Source organism: Pseudomonas sp. WSY_20 (genome assembly GCF_043104335.1).
Taxonomy (GTDB): domain Bacteria; phylum Pseudomonadota; class Gammaproteobacteria; order Pseudomonadales; family Pseudomonadaceae; genus Aquipseudomonas; species Aquipseudomonas parafulva_B.
Genome location: NZ_JBICKP010000060.1, coordinates 108,040 through 131,808 on the forward strand (window position 1 = coordinate 108,040; position 23,769 = coordinate 131,808).

General features: G+C 63.6%; 25 protein-coding genes. 20 read left to right on the plus strand and 5 right to left on the minus strand.

The features are described 5' to 3' along the window. The first annotated feature begins 19 nt into the window (after nt 1-19). From cbiE to cycA, 11 genes are all read left to right on the plus strand, one after another. Nucleotides 20-1,231, plus strand: a complete 1,212-nt coding sequence (cbiE, locus tag ACF8E5_RS15020) for a precorrin-6y C5,15-methyltransferase (decarboxylating) subunit CbiE (RefSeq protein WP_197844440.1) — start codon at nt 20-22, stop codon at nt 1,229-1,231. Continuing rightward, entirely contained in the window at nt 1,224-2,318 is a 1,095-nt protein-coding gene (locus ACF8E5_RS15025; protein WP_058638225.1) for a cobalt-precorrin-5B (C(1))-methyltransferase, read from the plus strand. Before cbiE ends, ACF8E5_RS15025 begins: the two co-directional genes overlap by 8 nt. Next, nucleotides 2,315-3,037 (plus strand): cobalt-precorrin-6A reductase, encoded by a 723-nt coding sequence (locus ACF8E5_RS15030; RefSeq protein WP_078477925.1) that lies wholly within the window; start codon nt 2,315-2,317, stop codon nt 3,035-3,037. Before ACF8E5_RS15025 ends, ACF8E5_RS15030 begins: the two co-directional genes overlap by 4 nt. Before the next feature lie 137 nt (nt 3,038-3,174). Further along, nucleotides 3,175-3,612, plus strand: a complete 438-nt coding sequence (locus ACF8E5_RS15035) for an NfeD family protein (protein ID WP_058638227.1) — start codon at nt 3,175-3,177, stop codon at nt 3,610-3,612. A gap of 25 nt (nt 3,613-3,637) precedes the next feature. After that, nucleotides 3,638-4,492: an SPFH domain-containing protein gene (locus tag ACF8E5_RS15040; protein WP_392475466.1), complete on the plus strand. Its 855-nt coding sequence runs from the start codon at nt 3,638-3,640 to the stop codon at nt 4,490-4,492. 138 nt (nt 4,493-4,630) lie between these two features. Then, nucleotides 4,631-5,020 (plus strand): DUF2946 domain-containing protein, encoded by a 390-nt coding sequence (locus ACF8E5_RS15045; RefSeq protein WP_058603509.1) that lies wholly within the window; start codon nt 4,631-4,633, stop codon nt 5,018-5,020. Nucleotides 5,021-5,067: 47 nt separating this feature from the next. After that, nucleotides 5,068-5,547, plus strand: coding sequence for a copper chaperone PCu(A)C (locus ACF8E5_RS15050; protein WP_392475467.1), 480 nt, complete (start codon nt 5,068-5,070; stop codon nt 5,545-5,547). A gap of 19 nt (nt 5,548-5,566) precedes the next feature. Beyond that, nucleotides 5,567-5,998: a DUF2946 domain-containing protein gene (locus tag ACF8E5_RS15055; protein WP_058638229.1), complete on the plus strand. Its 432-nt coding sequence runs from the start codon at nt 5,567-5,569 to the stop codon at nt 5,996-5,998. A 62-nt stretch (nt 5,999-6,060) separates the two neighbouring features. Continuing rightward, on the plus strand, nt 6,061-8,121 hold the full coding sequence (locus ACF8E5_RS15060) for a TonB-dependent copper receptor (RefSeq protein WP_392475469.1): 2,061 nt from the start codon (nt 6,061-6,063) through the stop codon (nt 8,119-8,121). Between the two features lie 57 nt (nt 8,122-8,178). Beyond that, nucleotides 8,179-9,546, plus strand: coding sequence for a PepSY-associated TM helix domain-containing protein (locus ACF8E5_RS15065; protein ID WP_392475471.1), 1,368 nt, complete (start codon nt 8,179-8,181; stop codon nt 9,544-9,546). Between the two features lie 243 nt (nt 9,547-9,789). Then, nucleotides 9,790-11,205, plus strand: a complete 1,416-nt coding sequence (gene cycA, locus ACF8E5_RS15070; RefSeq protein ID WP_058638231.1) for a D-serine/D-alanine/glycine transporter — start codon at nt 9,790-9,792, stop codon at nt 11,203-11,205. Nucleotides 11,206-11,270: 65 nt separating this feature from the next. Here cycA and ACF8E5_RS15075 read toward each other — a convergent pair whose 3' ends face one another. Further along, a complete protein-coding gene (locus tag ACF8E5_RS15075; RefSeq protein ID WP_230376768.1) occupies nt 11,271-11,432 on the minus strand; it encodes a hypothetical protein in 162 nt (53 codons plus the stop codon). A gap of 579 nt (nt 11,433-12,011) precedes the next feature. Here ACF8E5_RS15075 and urtA point away from each other — a divergent pair. The 6 genes from urtA to ACF8E5_RS15105 all read left to right on the plus strand — a co-directional run bounded on the left by urtA (nt 12,012) and on the right by ACF8E5_RS15105 (nt 18,108). Further along, nucleotides 12,012-13,277 (plus strand): urea ABC transporter substrate-binding protein, encoded by a 1,266-nt coding sequence (gene urtA, locus ACF8E5_RS15080; RefSeq protein WP_027915294.1) that lies wholly within the window; start codon nt 12,012-12,014, stop codon nt 13,275-13,277. A gap of 86 nt (nt 13,278-13,363) precedes the next feature. Continuing rightward, nucleotides 13,364-14,851 carry an urea ABC transporter permease subunit UrtB gene (gene urtB / locus ACF8E5_RS15085; protein WP_058638232.1) on the plus strand — a complete coding sequence of 496 codons (1,488 nt, stop codon included), beginning with the start codon at nt 13,364-13,366 and terminating at the stop codon, nt 14,849-14,851. Further along, nucleotides 14,851-15,930: an urea ABC transporter permease subunit UrtC gene (gene urtC, locus ACF8E5_RS15090; RefSeq protein ID WP_058638233.1), complete on the plus strand. Its 1,080-nt coding sequence runs from the start codon at nt 14,851-14,853 to the stop codon at nt 15,928-15,930. Before urtB ends, urtC begins: the two co-directional genes overlap by 1 nt. Further along, nucleotides 15,927-16,784, plus strand: coding sequence for an urea ABC transporter ATP-binding protein UrtD (urtD, locus tag ACF8E5_RS15095; protein WP_028687177.1), 858 nt, complete (start codon nt 15,927-15,929; stop codon nt 16,782-16,784). Before urtC ends, urtD begins: the two co-directional genes overlap by 4 nt. Nucleotides 16,785-16,856: 72 nt before the next feature. Then, the gene (gene urtE, locus ACF8E5_RS15100) at nt 16,857-17,555 is read left to right on the plus strand and encodes an urea ABC transporter ATP-binding subunit UrtE (protein WP_027915298.1); all 699 of its coding nucleotides are present in this window, start codon (nt 16,857-16,859) and stop codon (nt 17,553-17,555) included. A 31-nt stretch (nt 17,556-17,586) separates the two neighbouring features. Then, nucleotides 17,587-18,108 (plus strand): GNAT family N-acetyltransferase, encoded by a 522-nt coding sequence (locus ACF8E5_RS15105; protein ID WP_058638234.1) that lies wholly within the window; start codon nt 17,587-17,589, stop codon nt 18,106-18,108. Nucleotides 18,109-18,198: 90 nt separating this feature from the next. On the opposite strand, the gene ACF8E5_RS15110 is transcribed toward ACF8E5_RS15105, so the two are convergent. Further along, complete coding sequence (locus ACF8E5_RS15110) at nt 18,199-18,504, minus strand: chaperone modulator CbpM (protein WP_023534557.1); 306 nt, start codon at nt 18,502-18,504, stop codon at nt 18,199-18,201. A gap of 2 nt (nt 18,505-18,506) precedes the next feature. Next, nucleotides 18,507-19,463: a curved DNA-binding protein gene (gene cbpA / locus ACF8E5_RS15115; RefSeq protein ID WP_058603497.1), complete on the minus strand. Its 957-nt coding sequence runs from the start codon at nt 19,461-19,463 to the stop codon at nt 18,507-18,509. Between the two features lie 163 nt (nt 19,464-19,626). Here cbpA and ACF8E5_RS15120 point away from each other — a divergent pair, with 163 nt between their 5' ends. Continuing rightward, nucleotides 19,627-20,895, plus strand: a complete 1,269-nt coding sequence (locus ACF8E5_RS15120; RefSeq protein ID WP_058638235.1) for an Hsp70 family protein — start codon at nt 19,627-19,629, stop codon at nt 20,893-20,895. A gap of 120 nt (nt 20,896-21,015) precedes the next feature. On the opposite strand, the gene ACF8E5_RS15125 is transcribed toward ACF8E5_RS15120, so the two are convergent. Both ACF8E5_RS15125 and ACF8E5_RS15130 read right to left on the minus strand, forming a co-directional pair. Further along, nucleotides 21,016-22,023, minus strand: a complete 1,008-nt coding sequence (locus ACF8E5_RS15125) for an AI-2E family transporter (RefSeq protein WP_023534518.1) — start codon at nt 22,021-22,023, stop codon at nt 21,016-21,018. A 71-nt stretch (nt 22,024-22,094) separates the two neighbouring features. After that, a complete protein-coding gene (locus ACF8E5_RS15130) occupies nt 22,095-22,382 on the minus strand; it encodes a PsiF family protein (RefSeq protein WP_392475472.1) in 288 nt (95 codons plus the stop codon). Nucleotides 22,383-22,575: 193 nt separating this feature from the next. Here ACF8E5_RS15130 and osmE point away from each other — a divergent pair, with 193 nt between their 5' ends. Together osmE and ACF8E5_RS15140 are read left to right on the plus strand one after the other, a co-directional pair. Beyond that, nucleotides 22,576-22,917 (plus strand): osmotically-inducible lipoprotein OsmE, encoded by a 342-nt coding sequence (osmE, locus tag ACF8E5_RS15135; protein ID WP_058638237.1) that lies wholly within the window; start codon nt 22,576-22,578, stop codon nt 22,915-22,917. A 49-nt stretch (nt 22,918-22,966) separates the two neighbouring features. After that, nucleotides 22,967-23,497, plus strand: a complete 531-nt coding sequence (locus tag ACF8E5_RS15140) for a bacterioferritin (protein WP_023534650.1) — start codon at nt 22,967-22,969, stop codon at nt 23,495-23,497. Nucleotides 23,498-23,769 lie beyond the last annotated feature (272 nt).

Below are 23,769 nucleotides of genomic sequence, written 5' to 3' on the forward strand. Positions count from 1 at the left end.
ACGAACTCTAGAGGTATCAATGGCACCCTGGCTCACAGTAGTAGGCATCGGCGAAGACGGTTTCAGCGGTCTGGGCAAACAGGCTCGCCGAGCGCTGCTCAGTGGGACACGGATTTTCGGCAGCCCTCGCCAGCTGGCCCTGCTGCCGCGTTGCGTGACCGGCGAACGGCTGCACTGGCCGAGCCCTTTCTCGCTAGCGCCGGTACTGGCGCTGCGCGGCTCGCCTGTGTGCGTGCTGGCCAGTGGCGACCCGATGTTCTATGGGGTGGGCGCCAGCCTGGCGCGCCAAGTGCCTGCCAATGAAATGCAGGTGCTGTCGATGCCCTCCTCGTGCGCCCTGGCTGCTGCGCGCCTGGGGTGGGCGCTGCAGGACGTACAGGTGGTGTCGCTGGTGGCAAGGCCCCTGGCCGCGCTGAACGCGCACCTGCATGGCGGCCTGCGCCTGCTGGTACTGAGCAACGATGGAGACAGCCCGGCGGCCATTGCCGCGTTGTTACGCGAACGGGGTTTCGGCCCCAGCCGCCTATGGGTCTTCGAACACCTGGGTGGCGAGGCCCAGGGCCAGTTGCACGGGCAGGCGTCCACGTGGCAGCACGGGCAAACGGCTGCGCTCAACCTGGTGGCCATCGAATGCGTGGCAGCGCCCGAAGCGCCTCGCCTGCACCGCCTGGCAGGCCTGCCCGATGACGCCTACCGGCACGACGGCCAACTGACCAAGCGCGATGTGCGCGCCATCACCCTGGGCCGGCTGGCCCCCGAGCCCGGGCAGCTGCTCTGGGACGTGGGCGCGGGCTGCGGCTCGATCGGCATCGAATGGATGCGTGCACACCCGGCATGCCGCGCCGTGGCCATCGAGGCCGACGAGGGCCGTCAGGGGTTGATCGAGTACAACCGCGATGCCTTGGGCGTACCTGGCCTGCACCTGGTGCGCGGCAAGGCCCCCATGGCACTGGAAGGGTTGGAACCGCCGCATGCGGTGTTCATTGGTGGCGGGGTCACCCGTCCAGGGGTACTGGCGCATTGCTGGTCCAGCCTGCGCCCAGGCGGTCGGCTGGTGGCCAACGCCGTGACGGTGCAAAGCGAACTGGCCCTGGCCCACTTCAAGGCGCAGCACGGTGGCGAACTGACGCGCATTCATGTTGCCCATGCCCAGCCCTTGGGTGCGTTCGATACCTGGCGCCAGGCGCTGCCCATCACCTTGCTCGACGTGGTCAAGTCGGCCGATGCGTGAAGAAACCCGCGAACAGGCCGCCCCGCTGCGCAGTGGCCTGACCACTGGCAGTTGCGCCACCGCGACCAGCCTGGCGGCAGCGCGTCTGCTGCTCACCGGTGCAGACAGCGACGCAGTGAGCATCACCCTGCCCAAGGGCAAGGTGGTGCAGATGCGCCTGGAGTTCTGCCGCCTGGTCGACGATTACGCCGAAGCAGGCACGCTCAAGGACGCCGGCGACGACCCGGACGTGACCCATGGAGCACTGCTGTACAGCCAGGTGCGCCTGCGTGCCCAGGCCGGTGTGCACTTCGTCGCAGGCACAGGCGTGGGCACTGTGACCCGGCCTGGGCTGGTCCTGGCCGTGGGCGAGCCGGCCATCAACCCGGTGCCACGGCGTATGATCACGGACCACCTGCAGGGCCTGGCCGTCGAATGCGGCTACACCGGCGGGTTCGAGGTCACCCTCAACGTGCGGGACGGTGAAGCCTTGGCGCTCAAGACCATGAACCCACGCCTGGGCATCCTCGGCGGCCTGTCGATCCTGGGCACCAGCGGTATTGTGCGCCCCTTCTCCTGCGCAGCCTACATTGCCTCCATTCATCAAGGTATCGACGTGGCGCACACCAACGGCTACACCCACATTGCCGCGTGCACCGGCAACGCCAGCGAGGACACCATGCGCCGTGTCTACGGGCTGCCGGAAATCGCCCTGATCGAGATGGGCGACTTCGTTGGGGCGGTGCTCAAGCACCTGCGCAAGGTGCCGGTTTCACGCCTGACCCTGTGCGGGGGCTTCGGCAAGATCAGCAAGCTGGCCGCCGGGCACATGGACCTGCACAGCCGTCATTCGAGCATCGACCTGCCGCAATTGGCGGGCTGGGCCGCAGCAGGCGGGGCCGATCCGGCGCTTCAGGCTGCCATCGTGGCCGCCAACACCAGCCAGCAGGCCCTGGCGTTGGCCCACAGCGCCGGTGTCCAATTGGGCGATGCCGTGTGCCAGCATGCCCTGGCCTTCGCCCGCAGCGTCGTGCCTGCCCAAGTGAACGTCGAGGTGGTCGCCATCGACCGCCAGGGCGGCATCGTCGGTCGAGCGGGCCAGCCATGAAGGCGCGCATTCTGCTGCTCGGCGGCATTACCGAGGCGCTGGCCATCGCACGCCTGCTGGGCCCGGACCACATCTACAGCCTGGCCGGCGTCGGCCGGGTGCCCGACGACCTGCAGTGCCAGGTACGCGTGGGCGGCTTCGGGGGGGCCGCTGGGCTGGCCCAGTACCTTTATGAAAACGGCATCACGCTGCTGGTCGATGCCACCCACCCCTACGCCGCCCGTATCAGCGCCAACGCGGCCAGCGCCGCGCAGCGTGTCGGGATCCCTTGCTGGGCCCTGCACCGTCCGGCCTGGCAGGCACAGGCGGGGGATGACTGGCGCGAAGTCGAAGACTGGCCGGCGCTGATGCAGGGCATTGGGCCCTATGCCCGACCGCTGTTCACCCTGGGCCGGGAACCCCTGCAGCACCTGGACGCCATCCCGGATGGCCAGTTCTGGACATTGCGCGCCCTGCAGGCCTGTCCTGGCAATGCGCGCTGCGAGGTGATCGGTGCTCGCGGGCCTTTCGACCTGGACCAGGAGCGTGCGCTGTTCACCGACCGGCGCATCGACGTTCTGGTCAGCAAGAACAGCGGCAGCGTCGCCACCGAACCCAAGCTGGAAGTAGCCCGTGAGCTAGGCCTGCCGGTGTTCATTCTCAAGCGACCGACATTGCCGATTGCCGATCGGACGTTCCATGCCCTGCCGGAACTGGTGGCGGCTTTGTTCGCTATGTGACGAAAGCCCCCTTGCATAGCGCCTAGGGGGGGTTGAGCTCCTACACCCCTTTGGGCATTTTCCGAGCGCCTGCAAGTGGCCATGTGTCGCAGTCCTGCCTTAAACTCGGGCGCCCCCCCTCGGAAGACGTGCCTGATATGGAACTGCAATGGTGGATCTGGTTGGTGTTCGGCATCGCGCTGATGTTGCTCGAACTGGTCTTGCCCACGTTCTTCATCCTCTGGTTCGGTATCGGTGCCGTGCTGGTGGCCTTGGCCTCCCTGGCGTTTCCAGGCCTGGAGCTGGACATGCAAGGGTTGCTCTGGGTCGTGCTTTCATCGCTGACTACCCTGCTGTGGTTCAAGGTGTTTCGCCGTAAGCAGCCGGATGAGCGCTGGACCGCCGCCAGCGTGATCGGCGAGGTCGGCTTGCTGACCACAGGTGTGTCCGAATTCCAGAAAGGCCGGGTGCGCTTCCAGAAGCCCGTACTGGGCAATGAGGAGTGGACCTGCATTGCCGATACCACCATCCCGGCCGGCGAGCGGGTACGCCTGATCGCCGTCGAAGGAAATACCGCCCGCGTCATCCGGGCCTGAATCCGTAAAAAAGGAATTTGCCATCATGACCAGCCTCATCGTCGTCGGCGCCATCGCCCTGTTCGTCCTGATCACCGTGTTCAAGGGGGTACGCATCGTCCCCCAGGGTGAGGAATGGATCGTCGAGCGCCTGGGCCGCTACCACACCACCCTCAAGCCTGGCCTCAACGTCGTCATCCCCTACATGGACGTGGTTGCCTATCGCCTGCCGACCAAGGACATCATCCTCGATGTGCAGGAACAGGAAATCATCACCCGCGACAACGCCGTCATCGTCGCCAACGCCCTGTGCTTTGCCAAGGTCGTTGACCCGCAGAAGGCGTCTTATGGCGTGCAGGACTACGCATTTGCCGTCACCAGCCTGACCATGACGTCCCTGCGCGCCATCGTCGGCGCCATGGACCTGGACGAAGCCCTTTCCAGCCGCGAGCAAATCAAGGCGCGCCTGCGCGAGGCCATGTCCGAGCAGACCGAGGACTGGGGCGTGACCGTGCGCTCGGTGGAAATCCAGGACATCAAGCCGTCCCAGAACATGCAACTGGCCATGGAACGCCAGGCGGCCGCCGAGCGGGAGCGCAAGGCCGACGTCACCCGTGCCGAAGGCGCCAAGCAGGCGGCAGTACTCGAAGCCGAAGCGCGCCTGCAGGCCGCGCGGCTGGATGCCGAGGCGCAGATCAGCCTGGCCGAAGCCTCGGCGCGGGCCATCTCGCTGGTCAAGGACGAGGTCGGCAACGAAACCGTCCCGGCCATGTACCTGCTCGGTGAGCGCTACGTCGGGGCCATGGAAAACCTGGCGAGCAGCAATAACGCCAAGGTGGTGGTACTGCCGGCCGACCTGCAGGAAACCGTACGCGGCCTGATGGGCCGTAACAAGGCCTGAACCTGAACGGCTTCGCGGTGCCAGGGCATCCCGAAGCCAGCGGCCAGGCACGCCACCTGCGTCACGTCACCGCACCCCGCCAAATTTGCTTATACTCGGCCGTACAATAGTCACCACGATTCCTGACCGGATCTCTCCATGCCCCCACGTCGGCACATTGCCTGGATAGCCTGCCTAGCGGTGCTGTTCAACCTGCTGGCCATGCCGTTGTCCTCTGCTGCGCCCAAAGGCCCGGCAGAGCAACTGCTATGGGGGGCGTTCTGTTCCAGCATGGCCAACAAGGCCAAGGTCGATGTGCAGGCCCTGGCCAAGATCGACCTGGGCCCGCAAAGCGATGACAGCGCCAGCACGATGCACTGCTGGTGCTGCCTGGGTGCCGCGCCGCCACTACCATTGGGCGGACAAGCGTTACAGCTGCATGCCTCGCCTGCACGTCTTGCCGGCCCACTGTCGCTGGATGCGCCACCCACGCCTACGCCGCGCCAGCTCAGGCCCGCGCTCAACCCCCGTGCCTCCCCGCTTGCCTGAGTGTCTCACGCCGCCTGCCTGAACCTCATTCCATCGGGACATTCATCATGCTCAAGCACGCCCTTGCCGTGGCCGCCCTCCTGCTGCCCGCCGCTTTCGCCCATGCTCACGAATACACCGTGGGCGACCTGCATATCGCCCATCCCTGGTCGTTGCAGCTGCCGCCCAATGCCCCCAACGTCGCCGCGTATTTCGTGGTGCACAACAATGGCAACACCGATGACCGCCTGCTGAGCGCCGAGTCCCCCATCAGCGATGACACCCAGTTGCACGAGCACGCCATGAGCGCGGCCGGTGCCATGCGCATGCAGCAAGTGCCAAACGTGGTAGTGCCCGCAGGCAAGGATTTGGTGTTTGCACCCAGCGCTTACCATGTGATGCTCATGCAGCCCAAGGATCGCAGCCTGCTGACCGATGGCCAGCGCTTCCCGCTGACCCTTCGCTTCGAGAAAGCCGGCCTCATCACCGTGCAAGTGGCTGTGCAGAAAGCACCGCCGACTGGCCAGCCGCAGGCTCATCAGCACTGACTGCCGCTGACAGGGCGTGATGCGCTCGTCGCCACACCGCCAGTCCCGTACCACCCGCCCTGATCGCAGGCGCGCCGGTGGCGGATGGCTGAGCCTGTTCGCCATGTGGATGATTTTCATCGGGCCGCTGGTTTCCCAGTCGATGCCCATGGATCACCATGGCGCCGGCATGACCATGCCAATGGACATGCCGATGCCGGCTGCTCATCAGCATGGCGACGCTCATCACGGCCCGAGCCAGGACGGCCAGCTTCATGTGATGTGGGAGAAGTGCGGCTACTGCAGCCTGCTGTTCAACTGCCCTGCATTGCCCCAGGCGCTCAGCCCCCTCAACCTGGCAGCCGCCCTGCCTCAGGTCCATCTTCAGCCTGCCACGCGCCACGGGCATGCCAGGCAGGCCGTTTTCCCCGGCGCCCGCAGCCGCGCACCGCCCGTTTCGATCAGTGTTTGACCCATTAGCGCACGAAGCCTGATCGCTTCGCGTCTTCTCACGACTGATCGACTGGAATCATTATGTCCGGCTGCACCCCTCTTTTGTCCCTGCGCGGGACCATTGCCGCCCTGTGTGGCTCGTTGCTGACCCCTGTCGCACTGGCGGCAGACCCAGGCCACGTTGCCCATTCATCCGCTGCACCTGAGCTCGGCCCTACGGTCATCACCGCCATCGCCCCCAGCTCGCCACTGACCGTGGTCACCAACCCCAAGGACCCTCGCCAGCCCGTGCCGGCCAGTGACGGTGCCGATTACCTGAAAACCATTCCCGGTTTTTCGGCCATTCGTGCCGGCGGCACCAACGGCGACCCGGTACTGCGCGGCATGTTCGGCTCGCGGCTGAACATCCTCACCAATGGTGGGCTGATGCTGGGCGCCTGCCCCAACCGCATGGATGCCCCAACCGCCTACATCGCCCCGGAAACCTACGACCGACTGACCGTGATCAAGGGCCCGCAGAGCGTGATCTGGGGGCCGGGCGGTTCGGCAGGCACCGTCTTGTTCGAGCGTGACCCCGAGGCATTCGGCACCCTTGGCAGCCGCGTCAATGCCAGCCTGCTCACCGGCACCAACGGCCGCTTCGACAAGGTGCTGGACGCTGCTGTCGGCAACAGTCAGGCCTATGCCCGTTTCGTCGGCAATCAGTCGCGTGCCGGTGACTACCATGACGGGGCTGGCGATTCAGTGCCGTCGCGCTGGAAAAAATGGAACGGCGATGTCGCCCTGGGCTGGACGCCCGATGCCGATACGTTGCTCGAACTCACCGCAGGCAAGGGCGATGGGGAGGCGCGCTATGCCGGTCGGGGCATGGACGGTTCGCAGTTCAAGCGTGAGAGCCTGGGCCTGCGCTTTGAAAAATCCAACCTCGGCGAGGTACTCGACAAGATCGAAGCCCAGGCCTATTACAACTATGCCGACCATGTGATGGACAACTACAGCCTGCGCACACCCTCTGGCAGCGGCATGATGGGCATGCCGATGGTCAGCAATGTCGACCGCCGCACGATGGGTGCACGCCTCAAGGCGACCTGGCGCTGGGCCGATGTACAGCTGATCAGCGGTATCGACGCACAGACCAACGCGCATCGCCAGCGCGGCGGCATGGGCGTGGATGCGCACAAAGGCCAGGCCTGGACCAAGGATGCCGATTTTCACAACTACGGCGTGTTCGGCGAGCTGACCTGGTCGCTCAGCGGTGACGACCGGGTCATCACCGGCGCCCGCCTGGACCGCGCGTCGGCGCGGGATCTGCGCCAGGCCAGCCCGACCCGCAACGACACCCGCGCCGACACGCTGCCCAGCGGCTTCGTGCGCTATGAACACGACATGGCAGCCCTGCCGGCAACGGCCTACATCGGCCTTGGGCACGCCCAGCGTTTCCCGGACTACTGGGAGCTGTTTTCGCCTAAAACAGCGCCCACCGGGTCGGTCAATGCCTTCGACGGCATCGAGCCCGAGAAGACGACGCAGCTCGACTTCGGTGTTCAGTACCGCAGCGAACGGTTGGAAGCCTGGGCTTCGGGTTATGTCGGGCAGATCCGCGACTACATCCTGTTCGACTACCGCACTGGCATGATGGGCATGGCGACTTCGAAGGCGCAGAACATCGACGCCCGCATCATGGGTGGCGAAGTGGGTGCGGCCTACTCGCTGAGCGATACCTGGAAGGCCGATGCCACACTGGCCTACGCCTGGGGCAAGAACAGCAGCGATGGCAAGGCGCTGCCCCAGATGCCGCCCTTGGAAAGCCGCCTGGGCCTGACCTACAGCCGCGATGCATGGAGCGCAGGCGCGCTCTGGCGGCTGGTCGCAGCGCAGAACCGCATCGCCCGCAACCAGGGCAATGTGGTTGGCAAAGACTATGACGCCAGTGCAGGTTTTGGGGTGTTCTCGCTCAACGGCGCGTACAAGGTGAGCAAAAATCTGAAACTCAGTGCAGGGGTCGACAATCTGTTCGACAAGACCTACGCCGAACACCTGAACCTGGCGGGCAATGCCGGTTTCGGCTACCCGGCCAGCGATCCTCAACCGGTCAATGAGCCCGGCCGGAGCGTCTGGACCAAAGTCGATTTCAGCTTCTGACATCCACCGCGGGCGCGGCAGTGACCGCGCCCTGTGCGGGTTTACCTGGAGGTTCCCATGAGAGGAACACGCGTTTCATTCTACAACCTGGCCTGGCGTTGGCATTTCTATGCAGGGCTGTTCGTGGCCCCATTCATGATCCTGCTGGCCCTTACCGGGCTGGTATACCTATTCAAGCCGCAGCTCGATCCATGGCTGTACCGCGACCTGATGGTGGTTGAGGCCGGCCATCATCGCCAAGGGGCCGATGTGATGCTGGCCGAAGTGCGCAAGGCGCACCCCGAAGGCCATGTGGGCCAGTACCTGCCGCCACTGAACGCACAGCGCAGTGCGCAGTTCGTGGTGCACGAAAAGGGCCGCGAGCTGAACGTGTTCGTCGACCCGTACAGCGGCAAGATCCTCGGCGAGCAGGACGGCAAGCGCAATCTGCAAGCCATCGCCCGCGCCCTGCACGGCGAATTGATGGTGGGCACCCTGGGCGATCGCCTGGTGGAACTGGCCGCAGGCTGGGGCATCGTGCTGGTGATTTCGGGCCTGTACCTGTGGTGGCCTCGCGGGCGCCTGGGCGCAGGCGTGCTGTGGCCGCGCCTGGCCGCCCGAGGCCGGCTGTTCTGGCGCGACCTGCATGCGGTCAGTGGGTTCTGGGGTTCGGCGCTGTTGTTGTTGATGCTGCTCAGCGGCATGACCTGGACCGGGTTCTGGGGCAAGCAATATGCCGATCTGTGGAACCGCTTTCCGGTAGCGATGTGGAACGATGTGCCGAAGTCGGACCAGCAGGCGCGCGAGCTCAACCATGCTCACCGCCAGACCGTGCCCTGGGCCATGGAGAACACGCCGATGCCTCAATCTGGCGCCCATGCCGAGCATGCCGGGCATCACACGATGTCCAGCCAACCGGCCGCACCGAATGTGAGCGTGCAACAGGTCGAAGACATCGCCACTGCGCGGCAGGTGGAGCCGGGCTACAGCATCACCTGGCCAACCACAGCCGACGGCGTATTCACCGTCGCGGTATTCGCCGACGACCCACGCAACGACGCCACCCTGCATGTGGACCAGTACACCGGTAAGGTGCTGGCCGATGTGCGCTGGCAGGACTACAGCCCTGTGGCCCGCGCCACGGAACTTGGGGTCATGCTGCACGAGGGCAAGATGTTCGGCCCGCTGAACCAGATCGTCATTGCGCTGGTGTGCCTGATGATTCTGCTGGGTTCGGTCAGTGGCCTGGTGATGTGGTGGAAACGTCGGCCCGAAGGCGGCCTGGGCGTTCCCCCCTTGCGCCACGACCTGCCGCGCTGGAAGACGGCCGTGGTGGTGATGCTGGCATTGGGGCTCGTTTTCCCCTTGGTGGGGGTGTCGATGGTGCTGATGTGGGTACTCGACAACCTGATCATGCGGCGGGCAAGGGTGGCGACGCAGGCATAGCGGCCCGGCAGGCGGCTGTCGTGAAACCCCAGGCGGGCCGAAAGGCCCGCCGAGCGTTTCACGGCCCCTGCCTGTAGGTGCTGGATTATTCTCTAAAGCGCCGACGCTTGAACCCGATCATTTCTAAAGCGCCCTGCACTCGCGATATCGTGTCGATCTGTCACGCCCGCACCTTTGCAGTGCGTGATAGCCTAGCCGGCTACGTCAGCCAATGCGACTGACCTCTACAAGGGAATGCAGCCTATGACGCAAACTGCGCCGACTCCACCCGATGACCAACACCTGCAACGCAACCTCACCAACCGACACATCCAGCTCATCGCCATTGGCGGTGCCATCGGCACCGGTCTGTTCATGGGCTCGGGCAAGACCATCAGCCTGGCTGGGCCTTCGATCATCTTCGTCTACATGATCATCGGCTTCATGCTGTTCTTCGTCATGCGCGCAATGGGCGAACTGCTGCTGTCGAATCTGAACTACAAGTCGTTCATCGACTTCTCGGCCGACCTGCTCGGCCCCTGGGCGGGCTACTTCACCGGCTGGACCTACTGGTTCTGCTGGGTGGTCACCGGCATCGCCGACGTGGTAGCCATTGCGGCTTATACCCAGTTCTGGTTTCCCGACCTGCCTCAGTGGATACCGGCGCTCACCTGCGTGGCCGTGCTGCTGTCGCTGAACCTGGTCACGGTCAAGCTGTTCGGCGAAATGGAGTTCTGGTTTGCCCTGATCAAGATCATTGCCATCCTGGGCCTGGTGGCCACCGGCCTGTACATGGTCATCACCGGCTTTACCTCCCCCAGCGGACGCACGGCTCAACTGGCCAACCTGTGGAATGACGGCGGCATGTTCCCCCACGGCATGATGGGCTTTTTCGCCGGGTTCCAGATCGCGGTCTTCGCCTTCGTGGGTATAGAGCTGGTCGGCACCACGGCAGCCGAAGCCAAAAACCCGGAGCGCACGCTGCCCAGGGCGATCAACTCGATCCCGATCCGCATCATCGTGTTCTATGTACTGGCACTGATCGCGATCATGGCCGTGACTCCATGGCGCGACGTGGTCCCGGGCAAAAGCCCGTTCGTTGAGCTGTTCGTACTGGCTGGCCTGCCAGCGGCGGCGAGCATCATCAATTTCGTGGTGCTCACCTCGGCGGCCTCGTCTGCCAACAGCGGGGTGTTCTCCACCAGCCGCATGCTGTTCGGCCTGGCCCAGGAAGGCGATGCACCGAAAGCGTTCGAGAAGTTGTCCCGCCGCGCTGTGCCGGCCAACGGCCTGTACTTCTCCTGCCTATGCCTGCTGCTCGGCGCGGTGCTGATCTACCTGGTCCCGAACGTGATCGAAGCCTTCACCCTGGTCACCACGGTATCGGCGGTGCTGTTCATGTTCGTCTGGACGTTGATCCTGCTGTCGTACCTGAGCTACCGCAAGCAGCGCGCGGCGTTGCACGAGCAGTCGATCTACAAGATGCCTGGCGGGCGTTTGATGTGCTACGTGTGCCTGGCGTTCTTCGCCGGTATCCTTGTGCTTCTGAGCTTGGAGGCCGACACCCGCTCGGCGCTGGTGGTGACGCCGATCTGGTTTGTGATCCTGGCGGTGACCTACCAGTTCGTGCGGAGCCGGCGCCAGCCGCGTACTGCCGTACGTGGGTCGTCGGGCAACTGATCAGGAAACTGTGCAGCCCATTCTCAGGCAGAACTGGCGAATGGGCGCACAACAGCCAGGCCGCTTCAGCCTTGCTCCATCCCCTTGAGCACTGCCTCGGCCAGGGCCAAACCTTTCTTTAGCGAGTTTTCCGTCGCGGTCAGTAAACTACGAAGCGGCTCTCCCACCCTTTCCAGTGCTGCGGCATTGGTTTCATAAGCCGCTTTCAGCGCGGCAACGGCGCACACAAGTGCATCCTCGCTATCGACTCCAGCCTGAACCGACAGTATTGATCATGAGCCTGATTGCAGGTGCCGAAATCGGCACTGGCGGTCACGGAACGAGATGTGCGGGGTGGATCTGGAACGATCTTCTTGAGCATGGTGCATCTCCTTGCAGCTCTCTCCTTATGACGCTCCGAGCCCATACGCCAATATGGGTGGACGGAGCCGTGCGGGTTGGCGTGCCGGCAGAGAGAACCGGTGAGCCCGAAGGCTCCCACACACGGCTCCGCCCATGACGGGTGCAGCCATGCAGAGCAAAGTCGCAAGGAGCGTCAATGCTCGATCTCTCTGTATAACGGGACGCCAATCCCGGTCGCAGAATCTACTGCGGTGCCGAACGGTACTCAAGTACTGCTTATGTGTCAAAGCTGTTCACCGCCCTGGACCCAAACCTGTGCAGGCCAGTCGCGCAAGCACCAACCTGGCCCCTATCCAAGCCCCGCATAGAAGCACAACCCTTCTAGACCGCAGCCTTGCGCACCACGGCACAGCCTTTGCAATCGCCCTTCTGCCCACACCACAACAACTCAGCGGAGAGAGCACATGAAGCGACGCAGTCTGATCAAGGCCTTCACCCTCAGCGCCTCGATGGCGGCGATGGGCCTTAGCTGGAGCCTCCAGGCAGCCGAGACCATCAAGGTCGGCATCCTGCATTCGCTGTCCGGGACCATGGCCATTTCCGAGACGTCGCTCAAGGACATGGCCTTGATGACCATCGATGAAATCAACGCCAAAGGTGGGGTCAATGGCAAGATGCTGGAGCCGGTGGTGGTGGACCCGGCGTCCAACTGGCCGCTGTTCGCCGAAAAAAGCCGCCAGTTGCTGACCCAGGACAAGGTCGCGGTGGTGTTCGGTTGCTGGACGTCGGTGTCGCGCAAATCGGTATTGCCGGTCTTCGAGGAGCTCAATGGTCTGCTGTTCTACCCGGTGCAATACGAAGGCGAAGAGATGTCGCCGAACGTCTTCTACACCGGCGCTGCGCCCAACCAGCAAGCGATTCCGGCGGTGGAATACCTGATGAGCGAGGACGGCGGCGGCGCCAAGCGCTTCTTCCTGCTGGGCACCGACTACGTCTACCCGCGCACCACCAACAAGATTCTGCGCGCGTTCCTGCACAGCAAGGGCGTGGCCGACAAGGACATCGAGGAGGTCTACACGCCGTTCGGCCACGCCGACTACCAGACCATCGTCGCCAACATCAAGAAGTTCTCGGCCGGGGCGAAGACGGCGGTAATTTCCACGGTCAACGGCGACTCCAACGTGCCCTTCTACAAAGAGCTGGCCAACCAGGGCTTGAAAGCGACCGATGTGCCGGTCGTGGCGTTCTCGGTGGGCGAAGAGGAGCTGCGGGGTATCGACACCAAGCCGTTGGTGGGCCATCTGGCCGCCTGGAACTACTTCGAGTCGGTGGATAACCCGGTCAACCAGAAGTTCGTCGCTGATTGGAAGGCCTATGCCAAGGCCAAAGGCCTGCCTGGCGCCGACAAGGCGGTGACTAACGATCCAATGGAAGCCACCTATGTGGGCATTCACATGTGGGCGCAGGCGGCGGAAAAAGCCAAATCCACCGATGTGGACAAGGTGCGCGAAGCGCTGGCCGGGCAGACCTTCAAGGCCCCTTCGGGCTACACCCTGACCATGGACAAGACCAATCACCACCTGCACAAGCCAGTGATGATCGGCGAGATCCAGGACGATGGGCAGTTCAGCGTGGTGTGGGAAACCGAGCAACCGCTGCGGGCGCAACCCTGGAGCCCCTTCATCCCAGGCAATGACAAGCGCCCTGATTACGCCGTGAAAGGCAACTGAGGCCCTGGGCTGCGCTGCAGCCCGCCCGTGGGCGGCCCGGTGTTCGGGTACGCCTGCGCGTAAGCGCTGATTCACAGGAGAGCCTCATGCTCAGATTCCTGCTTACCCTGCTACTGCTGTTGCCCATGGCAGTAGACGCCAGCGAAGGCGAGTTTTTCTTCGCCGCCAAGCCCGCCGAGCAGGCGCGCCTACTCGATACCTGGGCCGCCCAACCCGAGCCAGGCCGACTGGCACTGCTGGAAAACCTGCAGGCCGGCCGAATCGCCAAGGACGACAGCCGCAAGGTGCGCCTGAACAACCGCCTGCGCGGGCTGATCGACAATGCCCTGGCCAGCCACCGGTTACTCAGTGACGACAGCGCCACCCGGCTAGCCGCCGCCAGGCAGTTGCAAAAGAGCGCACAACCGGCCCAGGTCGCCTTGCTCGACCGGCGCTACGCCAGCGAACCGGATGCGACCGTGCGGGCAGCCTTGGGCCTGGCATTGGCCAACCTGCAGCTCGGCGCCAGCGACCCTTCGGTGCGCCTGGCGGCCGTACGCCTGTTAGGGGAAACCGGTGACCCAACGGCCCGTACGCGCCTTGAGGCGCTGTTGCAACCCGAGATGGAAACGGACCCCACGGTGCGTACCGCCGCCGAAACCAGCCTGACCCAGGTCAAGCGCAAGCTGCTGGTCGGTGAAGTACTGGGCCAGGCCTTCAGTGGCCTGTCGCTGGGGTCGATCCTGCTATTGGCGGCGCTGGGGCTGGCGATCACGTTCGGACTTCTGGGTGTGATCAACATGGCGCATGGCGAGATGCTGATGCTCGGCGCCTACAGCACCTACATGGTGCAGGTAGTGGTGCAGCGCTACGCACCGGGTGCCCTGGAGTTCTACCCACTGATCGCCCTGCCCGTGGCGTTCGCCGTCAGTGCCGGTGTCGGCATGGCGCTGGAACGTACGGTGATCCGCCACCTGTACGGCCGCCCTCTGGAAACCCTGCTGGCCACCTGGGGCATCAGCCTGATTCTGATCCAGGCCGTGCGTTTGCTGTTCGGCGCACAGAACGTCGAGGTCAGCAACCCGGCCTGGTTGTCAGGTGGCATCCAGGTTCTGCCCAACCTGATCCTGCCTTACAACCGCCTGGTGATCATCGCGTTCGCGCTGGCCGTGGTGCTGCTGACCTGGCTGCTGCTCAACCGCACGCGCCTGGGCCTGAACGTGCGCGCCGTAACCCAGAACCGCAACATGGCGGCGTGCTGCGGCGTGTCCACCGGACGTGTGGACATGCTCGCCTTCGGCCTGGGTTCGGGCATCGCCGGCCTGGGCGGCGTGGCCTTGAGCCAGGTCGGCAACGTCGGGCCGGACCTGGGGCAAAGCTACATCATCGATTCATTCCTGGTGGTGGTGCTCGGGGGTGTCGGCCAACTGGCCGGAAGCCTCTGGGCGGCGTTCGGGCTGGGCATCGCCAACAAACTGCTGGAGCCGCAGATCGGTGCGGTGCTCGGCAAGATCCTCATCCTTGCGCTGGTCATCCTGTTCATCCAGAAGCGCCCGCAAGGCCTGTTTGCCCTCAAGGGACGGGTGATCGACTGATGAACCAGCCACTGCTTGTCACCGCTGCGCACAAAGCCGGCCCTCGCCTATCGCTGGCGCTGGGTATCGCCGCCCTGGCGCTGCTGCTCGCCTTGCCGCTGTTGTCGCTGCTGCCCGCCGACCACGCCCTGCATGTGTCGGCCTATGTGCTCACGCTGGTGGGCAAGATCCTCTGCTATGCCATCGTGGCCCTGGCCCTTGACCTGGTCTGGGGCTATGCGGGGCTGCTGTCGCTCGGCCATGGTCTGTTCTTCGCCCTGGGCGGCTACGCCATGGGCATGTACCTGATGCGCCAGGCCGCCGGGGAGGGGCTGCCAGGCTTCATGACGTTCCTGTCCTGGAGCGAGCTGCCCTGGTACTGGGCCGGCACCCAACACTTTGCCTGGGCCCTGTGCCTGGCGGTTCTGGCGCCTGGCATGCTGGCCCTGGTATTCGGCTGGTTTGCCTTCCGCTCGCGGATCAAGGGTGTGTACTTCTCGATCATGACCCAGGCCCTGACCTTTGCCGGGATGTTGCTGTTCTTTCGCAACGAGACCGGTTTTGGCGGGAACAACGGCTTCACCAGCTTTCGCACCCTGCTGGGCTTCGACATCGCCGCACCCGGGACCCGCGCCGTACTGTTCCTGCTCACCGTCGCGCTGCTGGTCGCCAGCCTGTACCTGTGCTGGCGGTTGACGCGCAGCAAGTTCGGGCGCCTGTTGACGGCCGTTCGCGATGCCGAGAACCGGTTGATGTTCTGCGGCTACGATCCGCGTGGCTTCAAGCTGCTGGTATGGGTGCTCAGCGCCATGCTGTGCGGCCTGGCAGGCGCGCTGTACGTGCCTCAGGTCGGCATCATCAACCCCAGCGAAATGTCGCCCACCAACTCCATCGAGGCTGCTGTCTGGGTGGCACTGGGCGGGCGCGGTACCCTGATCGGCCCGCTGCTGGGCGCGGGGCTGGTCAACGGCATGAAGAGCTGGTTCACGGTGGCTTTCCCGGAATTCTGGCTGTTTTTCCTCGGCGCGCTGTTCATCCTTGTGACCCTGTACTTGCCCAAGGGCCTGGTCGGCCTGTGGAACAAAAGGAGCCAGTCATGAGAGGCCTGCCCCCGGTACACCCGGAGTTCATGCTCGAACCTGCCTTCGACCCGCAGGGTATCGGCCGCGACGCCATAGGCCTGGGCCATGCCCGCGTACCAGGCCTGGACGCGCGGCATGGCACCGTGCTGAGCCTTGAAGAGGTAAGCGTCAGCTTCGATGGGTTCAAGGCACTCAATGCGCTGACGCTGTATATCGGCGTGGGCGAGCTGCGCTGCATCATCGGCCCGAACGGTGCGGGCAAGACCACGATGATGGACGTGATCACCGGCAAGACACGGCCCAGCGCAGGCAGTGCCTACTTTGGCGACACGCTCGACCTGACGCGCATGAGCGAATACCAGATTGCCCAGGCTGGCATCGGTCGCAAGTTCCAGAAACCCACGGTGTTCGAGGCGTTGAGCCTGTATGAAAACCTCGAGCTGGCGCTCAAGACCGACAAGTCGGTGTGGGCGAGCCTGAGGTCGCGCCTGAGCGGCGAGCAACGCGACAGGATCGACGAAGTCCTGACCACCGTGCGCCTGAACGGGCTGGCCTCACGTCAGGCCGGGCTGCTGTCCCACGGCCAGAAGCAGTTTCTGGAAATTGCCATGCTGCTGGTCCAGGAACCTCAACTGCTGTTGCTCGACGAACCCGTGGCCGGCATGACCGACGCCGAAACCGCCTTTACCGCCGAGCTGTTCAAGGGCCTTGCAGGCAAACACTCGCTGATGGTGGTCGAGCATGACATGGGGTTCGTGGGCAGCATCGCCGACCATGTGACGGTGCTGCACCAGGGCTCGGTGCTGGCTGAGGGATCGCTTGAGCAGGTGCAGGCCGATGATCGTGTGGTCGAGGTGTACCTCGGTCGTTGAACAGGCGCACGTCTTCTCGCGTACACCGGTGAGCTGCCGGGGACGCCCAACCCGTTACTTCAGGAGCCTTGCATGCTCAAGATCGATACGCTGCACCAGTACTACGGCGGCAGCCATATTCTGCGCGGCCTTTCCTTCGAAGCCAGGCTGGGCGAGGTCACCTGCCTGCTGGGCCGCAACGGCGTGGGCAAGACCACGTTGCTGCGTTGCCTGATGGGCCTGGTGCCCGTGCGCGAAGGCAGCGTGGAATGGGAAGGCAAGCCCATCACCGCACTCAAGCCGCACCACCGGGTGCAGGCCGGCATTGCGTACGTGCCACAGGGCCGCGAAATTTTCCCGCGCCTGAGCGTCGAGGAAAACCTGCTGATGGGCCTGTCACGCTTTCCGGGGCGCGAGGCGCGTGAAGTGCCTGCCTTCATCTACGAGTTGTTCCCTGTGCTCGAGCAGATGAAGCAACGCCGTGGCGGGGATTTGTCCGGGGGGCAGCAACAGCAGCTGGCCATCGGCCGGGCACTGGCCAGTCGTCCGCGCCTGCTGATTCTCGATGAGCCCACCGAGGGTATCCAGCCTTCGGTGATCAAGGAAATAGGCGCGGTCATCCAGCGGCTGGCGCAGCGCGGCGACATGGCCATCCTGCTGGTCGAGCAGTTCTACGATTTTGCCGAGGCTTTGGCTGATCACTACCTGGTCATGGCCCGTGGCCAGATCGTGCAGCGTGGCCGGGGCGAAAACATGCAGGCCGAAGGTGTACGCGGGCTGGTAACCATTTAACCTGCACGCTTCGACCTAGCGAGACGCTGCCATGAGTCACGAAATCCGCGACGCCCTGCCTGCCGACCTACCGGCCATCCTCGACATCTACAACGATGCCGTGCGCAACACCACGGCCATCTGGAACGAGACACCGGTGGACCTGGCCAACCGCCAGGCTTGGTTCGACACCCGTGCGCAACAGGGTTACCCGATACTGGTGGCCGTGGACGGCGCCGACGTGCTGGGCTACGCCTCCTTCGGGGACTGGCGCCCGTTCGAGGGGTTTCGCCACACGGTCGAGCATTCGGTATATGTGCGCAGCGATCAGCGCGGCAAAGGGCTTGGGCCGGCGCTGATGATTGCGTTGATCGAGCGCGCCCAAGGCTGCGGCAAGCACGTCATGGTCGCGGCCATCGAAAGCGGCAACGCAGCGTCTGTGCACCTGCACGAGCGCCTGGGTTTCGTGGTTACCGGGCAGATGCCGCAGGTGGGCGTGAAATTCGGGCGCTGGCTGGACCTGACCTTCATGCAGCGGGTGCTGAGCCCAGGGGCCGATCCAGACCAGCCATGACACCGGGCCCAGGCAGTCCTCACGCAGCCTTGCCGGGTGACACAAGGCTGCACTGGCCAGCGTTCCAGCCTTGCCCGCGCCTGATGACACTCACATCTGCGTGAACCTGCCCAGGCGCTGGCGCAGCATGCTGTTCTCGTTGCGTAGCTGCTGCACCTCCTGGAGCAATTCCAGGGCCAGCGCCACGCCTTCCCATTCCAGTTCCAGCTCCTGGTGCAGCTTGGCCGCGCGCCTTGCCAGCAGCGGTGCCTGATCGTCGAACAGCCAGTCTTCAGGCCTGCGCCCGGTTGGCTCCACAATGCCGTGCTCGACGATCTCGATCACACAGTCCGCCGTGAGGTCGGCTTCCTGACACAAGGTATGCATGTCCAGTTGAACGATCAGGGTGCTGCTCATGATCACTTACTCCATTGTGCCCTCGGGTCGAACGCGGCCTTCTCGGAAAGCTTGGCCCACAGTTCTCGGGTAGATTCGTCAGAGGTGGTCGGCATGACGACCTTGAGCTGTGCATAGAGGTTACCGCGCTGGCCCTGCTTGTCGGCCAGGCCCTTGCCTGGCACCCGCAGGCGCTGCCCGCTCTGGCTGTCGGGGCGGATGGTCAGGTTGATCCTGCCTTCGAGCGTAGGTACCGCCACCTTGGTGCCCAGGGCCGCTTCCCAGGGTGCCAGCGGCACGGTGATGATCAGGTCGTGCCCTTCGACGTCGAACAGCGGGTGCGGGGCCATGCGGATGGTCAGGAACAAATCGCCATTGGCACCGCCACCGATTCCCGGGGCACCCTGGCCCTTGAGGCGAATGCGCTCGCCATCGGTCACGCCGGCCGGGATCTTCACGTTCAGGGTCTTGGTGGTGAACCCGGTGCGCTGGCCCATGGCATTGGTTTGCGGTACCTGGAAGCTGATCTGCTTGGACTCTTTGCTCAGGGTTTCTTCCAGAAATACCGCCAGTTCAAGCTCCACGTCCTGCCCTCGCCTGCCGGCACTGCGCTGTTGTTGACGGGCACCCCCGAACGGGTTGCCTCCACGACCGCCGAACATCGAGCTGAAAAAGTCCGAAAAATCGCCACTCTCGAAACCACCCCCGGCCCCGCCTCGGCTTTCCCAGCCCGGCGGTGCCTGGAACGGCCTGCCATGCTGGCCGCCGTACTTGCGGATTTCATCGAATTCGGCGCGTTTCTGCGCGTCGCCCAGCACTTCGTAGGCCTCGTTGGCTTCCTTGAATTTGTCTTCGGCGTCGCGCTCTTTGCTGACATCAGGGTGATACTTGCGGGCCAGCTTGCGGTACGCGGCCTTGATCGCCTTATCGTCCGCCGTGGGCTCTACGCCAAGTATCTTGTAGTAGTCTTTGAAGTCCATCTAGGGATCACCAGTGTGAATGTGCGTGTTGCTGGAGAAGATAGGGATCAAGCATAGCCTTTCAAGGCCCGCTTGGGGTTGCTCCATGGCAGACGACCGGTCTTGATTCTGTCGCCAGCTGGCATACACTGCGCGGCCGTTTTGCCTCCGGAAGCCTTTTCCCATGTCCGACGTATCCCCGGCCCGCGCCCTTGGCATCGACTTTGGCACCTCCAACTCGACGGTTGGCTGGCACCGTCCGGGCATGGAATCGCTGATTGCCCTGGAAGACGGCAAGATCACCTTGCCCTCGGTGGTGTTCTTCAACATCGAGGAGCGCCGCCCTGTCTATGGCCGGCTGGCCCTGCACGAATACCTCGAAGGTTACGAAGGGCGCTTGATGCGATCGCTCAAGAGCCTGCTCGGGTCCAAGCTGATCAAGCACGACACCAGCGTGCTGGGCAGCGCACTGCCGTTCAAGGACCTGCTGGGGATGTTCATCGGTGAGCTGAAAAACCGCGCGCAGGCTGAGGCCGGGCGTGAGTTCGACCAGGTGGTACTTGGCCGCCCGGTATTCTTCGTCGACGAGGACCCGGCAGCCGACCAGGAAGCCGAGGACACGCTGGCCGAGGTGGCACGCAAGATCGGCTTCAAGGACGTATCGTTCCAGTACGAGCCCATCGCCGCGGCGTTCGACTACGAGTCAGGCATCAGCCGTGAAGAACTGGTGCTGATCGTCGACATCGGCGGCGGTACGTCCGACTTCACCCTTATTCGCCTGTCGCCGGAGCGGCACGCGGTGGCCGAGCGCCAGAGCGACATCCTCGCAACCGGTGGCGTACACATCGGCGGTACGGACTTCGACAAGCAGCTGAGCCTGCAAGGGGTGATGCCGCTGTTCGGATATGGCAGCCGCATGAAAAGCGGTGCCTTGATGCCAACCAGCTATCACCTCAACCTGGCCACCTGGCATACGATCAACGCGCTGTACTCACAGAAGTCGCAGTTGGCGCTGGGCAACATGCGCTACGACATCGAGGACACCCTTGGCGTTGATCGGCTGTTCAAACTCATTGAGGAGCGCGCCGGGCATTGGCTGGCCATGGAAGTGGAAGCCAGCAAGATCGAATTGACCGAGCAGCCGAGTCGTCACGTCGACCTCGGCCGCATCGAACCAGGCCTTGGCGTGGACCTGTCTCGCAACCTGTTCGAGACGGCCATCGAAAGCCTGTTGGAACGGGTGCGGGCCAGTGTCACGGACTTGCTGGCCAAGGCCGGGGTCAGCCAGGGCCAGGTCAACACGGTCTTCTTCACGGGCGGCTCCAGCGGCATTCCAGCCCTGCGCAACAGTGTGGCGGCGATGTTGCCCAATGCCCGTCACGTGGAAGGCAATATCTTTGGCAGCATCGGCAGTGGGCTGGCCATTGAGGCACGCAAGCGTTATGGCGCGTGACGAAACGACGGGGTAAGGGGCGCCTGTGTCGCCCCTCGTTGACGGTAGCGCTGGCTGTAACCGCCTGACCAAGCCTGCGCCGGCCTTGTTATGTCCTGAGCAGGCCCGCCGTGGCCGCCTTCAAACCAGCTCCATCCTGCGCAGCTCGCTCTTGAGATAAGCGTAATAGACCGGCCCTGCCACCACCCCCGGCAGGCCGAACGCCGCTTCGAACACCAGCATGGCCAACAGCAGTTCCCAGGCCTTGGCCCTGATCTGACCACCGACGATCTTGGCGTTGAGGAAGTACTCCACCTTGTGGATCACGATCAGGTAGACCAACGCCGCCGCCGCCACCCACACCGACAATGACAACCCGACGATGGTGATCAGCGTGTTGGACATGAGGTTGCCGATGACCGGTAGCAGACCCAACAGGAACGTCAGCACGATCAAGGTCTTGGTCAGCGGCAGGTGCACGCCGAACAACGGCAACACCACGGCCAGAAAGATGCCAGTGAAGGCGGTGTTGAGCAGGGAAATCTTGATCTGGGCGAAAACGATGTTGCGAAACGCCTGTACCAGCAGGCTCAGGCGCTCGAACAGGGCGGCTGCCAGAGGTTTGCGCCGGGAGATGTCGGGTATGCGCTGCAGGGCGACGATAGCCCCCAGGATCATGCCGATCAGCAAGGTCACGAACATGTGGGCCATGCCCTTGCCCACCAGTTGCAAATCACTGAGATGGCTCTTGATCCAGTCGCCGATCGCCACCTTGAACTCAGCAGCACTGGCCGGCAAATAGCCCTCGATGAACGGCGGCAACTGCCCGCGCGCTCGCTCAACCAACGCCATGAACTTGTCCAGCGAAGCGCCAGGATTTTCCGCTTCATGCAACAAGAAGCTGAACGCCCCGGCGATCAGCAGCGCCAGGCTGATCACCACCAATGTGCCCAGCAGCGCCACTGCCAGCCAGCGCGCACGCTGCCCGGCAATCAATGGCTGCAGGCGCGGCGTGAGCATGTTGACCAGTTCGAACACCAGCAGGCCTGCCAGCAGACTGGGCAGCAGCTTCAACGGCAACGCCAACAGCAAGCCTGCGAACACGATAATCAAACTGGCCAGGGTGACTTGGCGGGGGGTGAAGGTCATACAGCCTCAGCGGCAGCCAACGAAGAAGATCCGCAGTCTGCCAGCGTTATGCCTGCAGGCATAGGCACCGATCATTTCTTCTTCAGGCACTCACTCATGAAGGCCTTGCGCTCATCACCCTTGAGCACCTTGGCGGTGGCGTCGGCATTGCACGCCTTCATCTTCTCCTGCTGGGTCTGTGGCACCTGTTTCTTCAGGCACGTACTCATGAAGGCCTTGCGGGCGTCGCCCTTGAGCGATTGCGCCGTGGCATCTGCATTGCACGTTTTCATCTTTTCCTGCTGGGTGGTATTTGCCGCGAAACCTTGGGCGCTGAACAACAGCGCAACCATCACTAACAGAATGTGCAGCCGTTTCATGTCGTGTTCTCCTGAGCCCGCGCCCAACGCACGGTGACATTTGCAGTGTAGACAAGCGCTGACGCGAGGCCCGTTTCGTCATCAAGTGCACGACAACCTTTTTGCACGCAGGCAATTGGCTACCTCGATCGAACTCCTGGCGCTGCGTGAGGTTCAAAACCTGCACATACCCTTTTGTGCAAGGAGCGGGACGATGTTCAAGCAGACTCTGGCAATCCTTCTGGCCAGCGCCACCCTGACGGCATGCGGCAGCCGCCCGGAAAACCCGGTGGACTATGTGACCTACCGCAACGAGCCCCTGGTCAAGCAGGTCGAAAATGGCATGACCATGCAGCGCGTCATCGCCATCGGCGGCAGCCCGTCCAACGTCATCGACCTGCCCAATGGCGGTACCTGCAACGACTACATCCTCAACCGCGACGGCAAGCAGCAGCCGTACTACGTGCGCTTCGATGCCACCGGCCATGTGGATGCCAAGGGTTTCAAGACCTGCAAACAACGTGAAGAAGACCGCGAGGCCGTCAAAGGCGCGTAAGGCTTCCGCTACCTGACTACGACTACCTGATGCTTTTTGGAGATGAAACATGAACACGACTGAAATGACCGACATTCAGACCTTGCGCCAGCGTGCGCGCGAACATGTGGAAAACGGTGCCGTGACCGAAGGCTACAATGCCGATCGCGAGCGCATCATCAAGCTGCTCAACGATTCGCTGGCCACCGAACTGGTCTGCACCCTGCGCTACAAGCGTCACTACTTCATGGCTTCTGGCGTCAAGGCCAGCGTGGCTGCCGAAGAATTCCTGGAGCATGCCAACCAGGAATCCGAACACGCCGACAAGCTGGCCGAGCGTATCGTGCAGCTGGGCGGTGAGCCAGACTTCAACCCGGATAACCTGAGCAAGAACTCCCACGCCCAGTACGTGGCAGGTGCAACCCTCAAGGAAATGGTCCTGGAAGACCTGGTGGCCGAGCGTATCGCCATCGACAGCTACCGCGAGATCATCCAGTACATCGGCGACAAGGACCCGACCACCCGCCGCATTTTCGAAGACATTCTGGCGCAGGAAGAAGAGCACGCCGACGACATGTCCGACCTGCTCGATGGGCTGTAAGACCAGTAGCAACCGACAAGGCCGCTGATGCGGTCACGCTGTTCACGCAGGGCTGCTTCGCAGCCCATTGCGGCCAGTCCGGTGCCCTGACCGGACCATTCCACCTCGGAGATTGTGAAGCACTGGCGATCTTTCATTTGACTCTGGATTACTCAAGCCCACGACCGGCTCCGCCGGAGCGTTGGACTGGCTGCAATTGCCTGCGCAGTAGCCCCAGGATCTTAGCTTCGCAGCGCATAATGCCGGGGCCGCGCTGCGGCCCATCGCGGCAC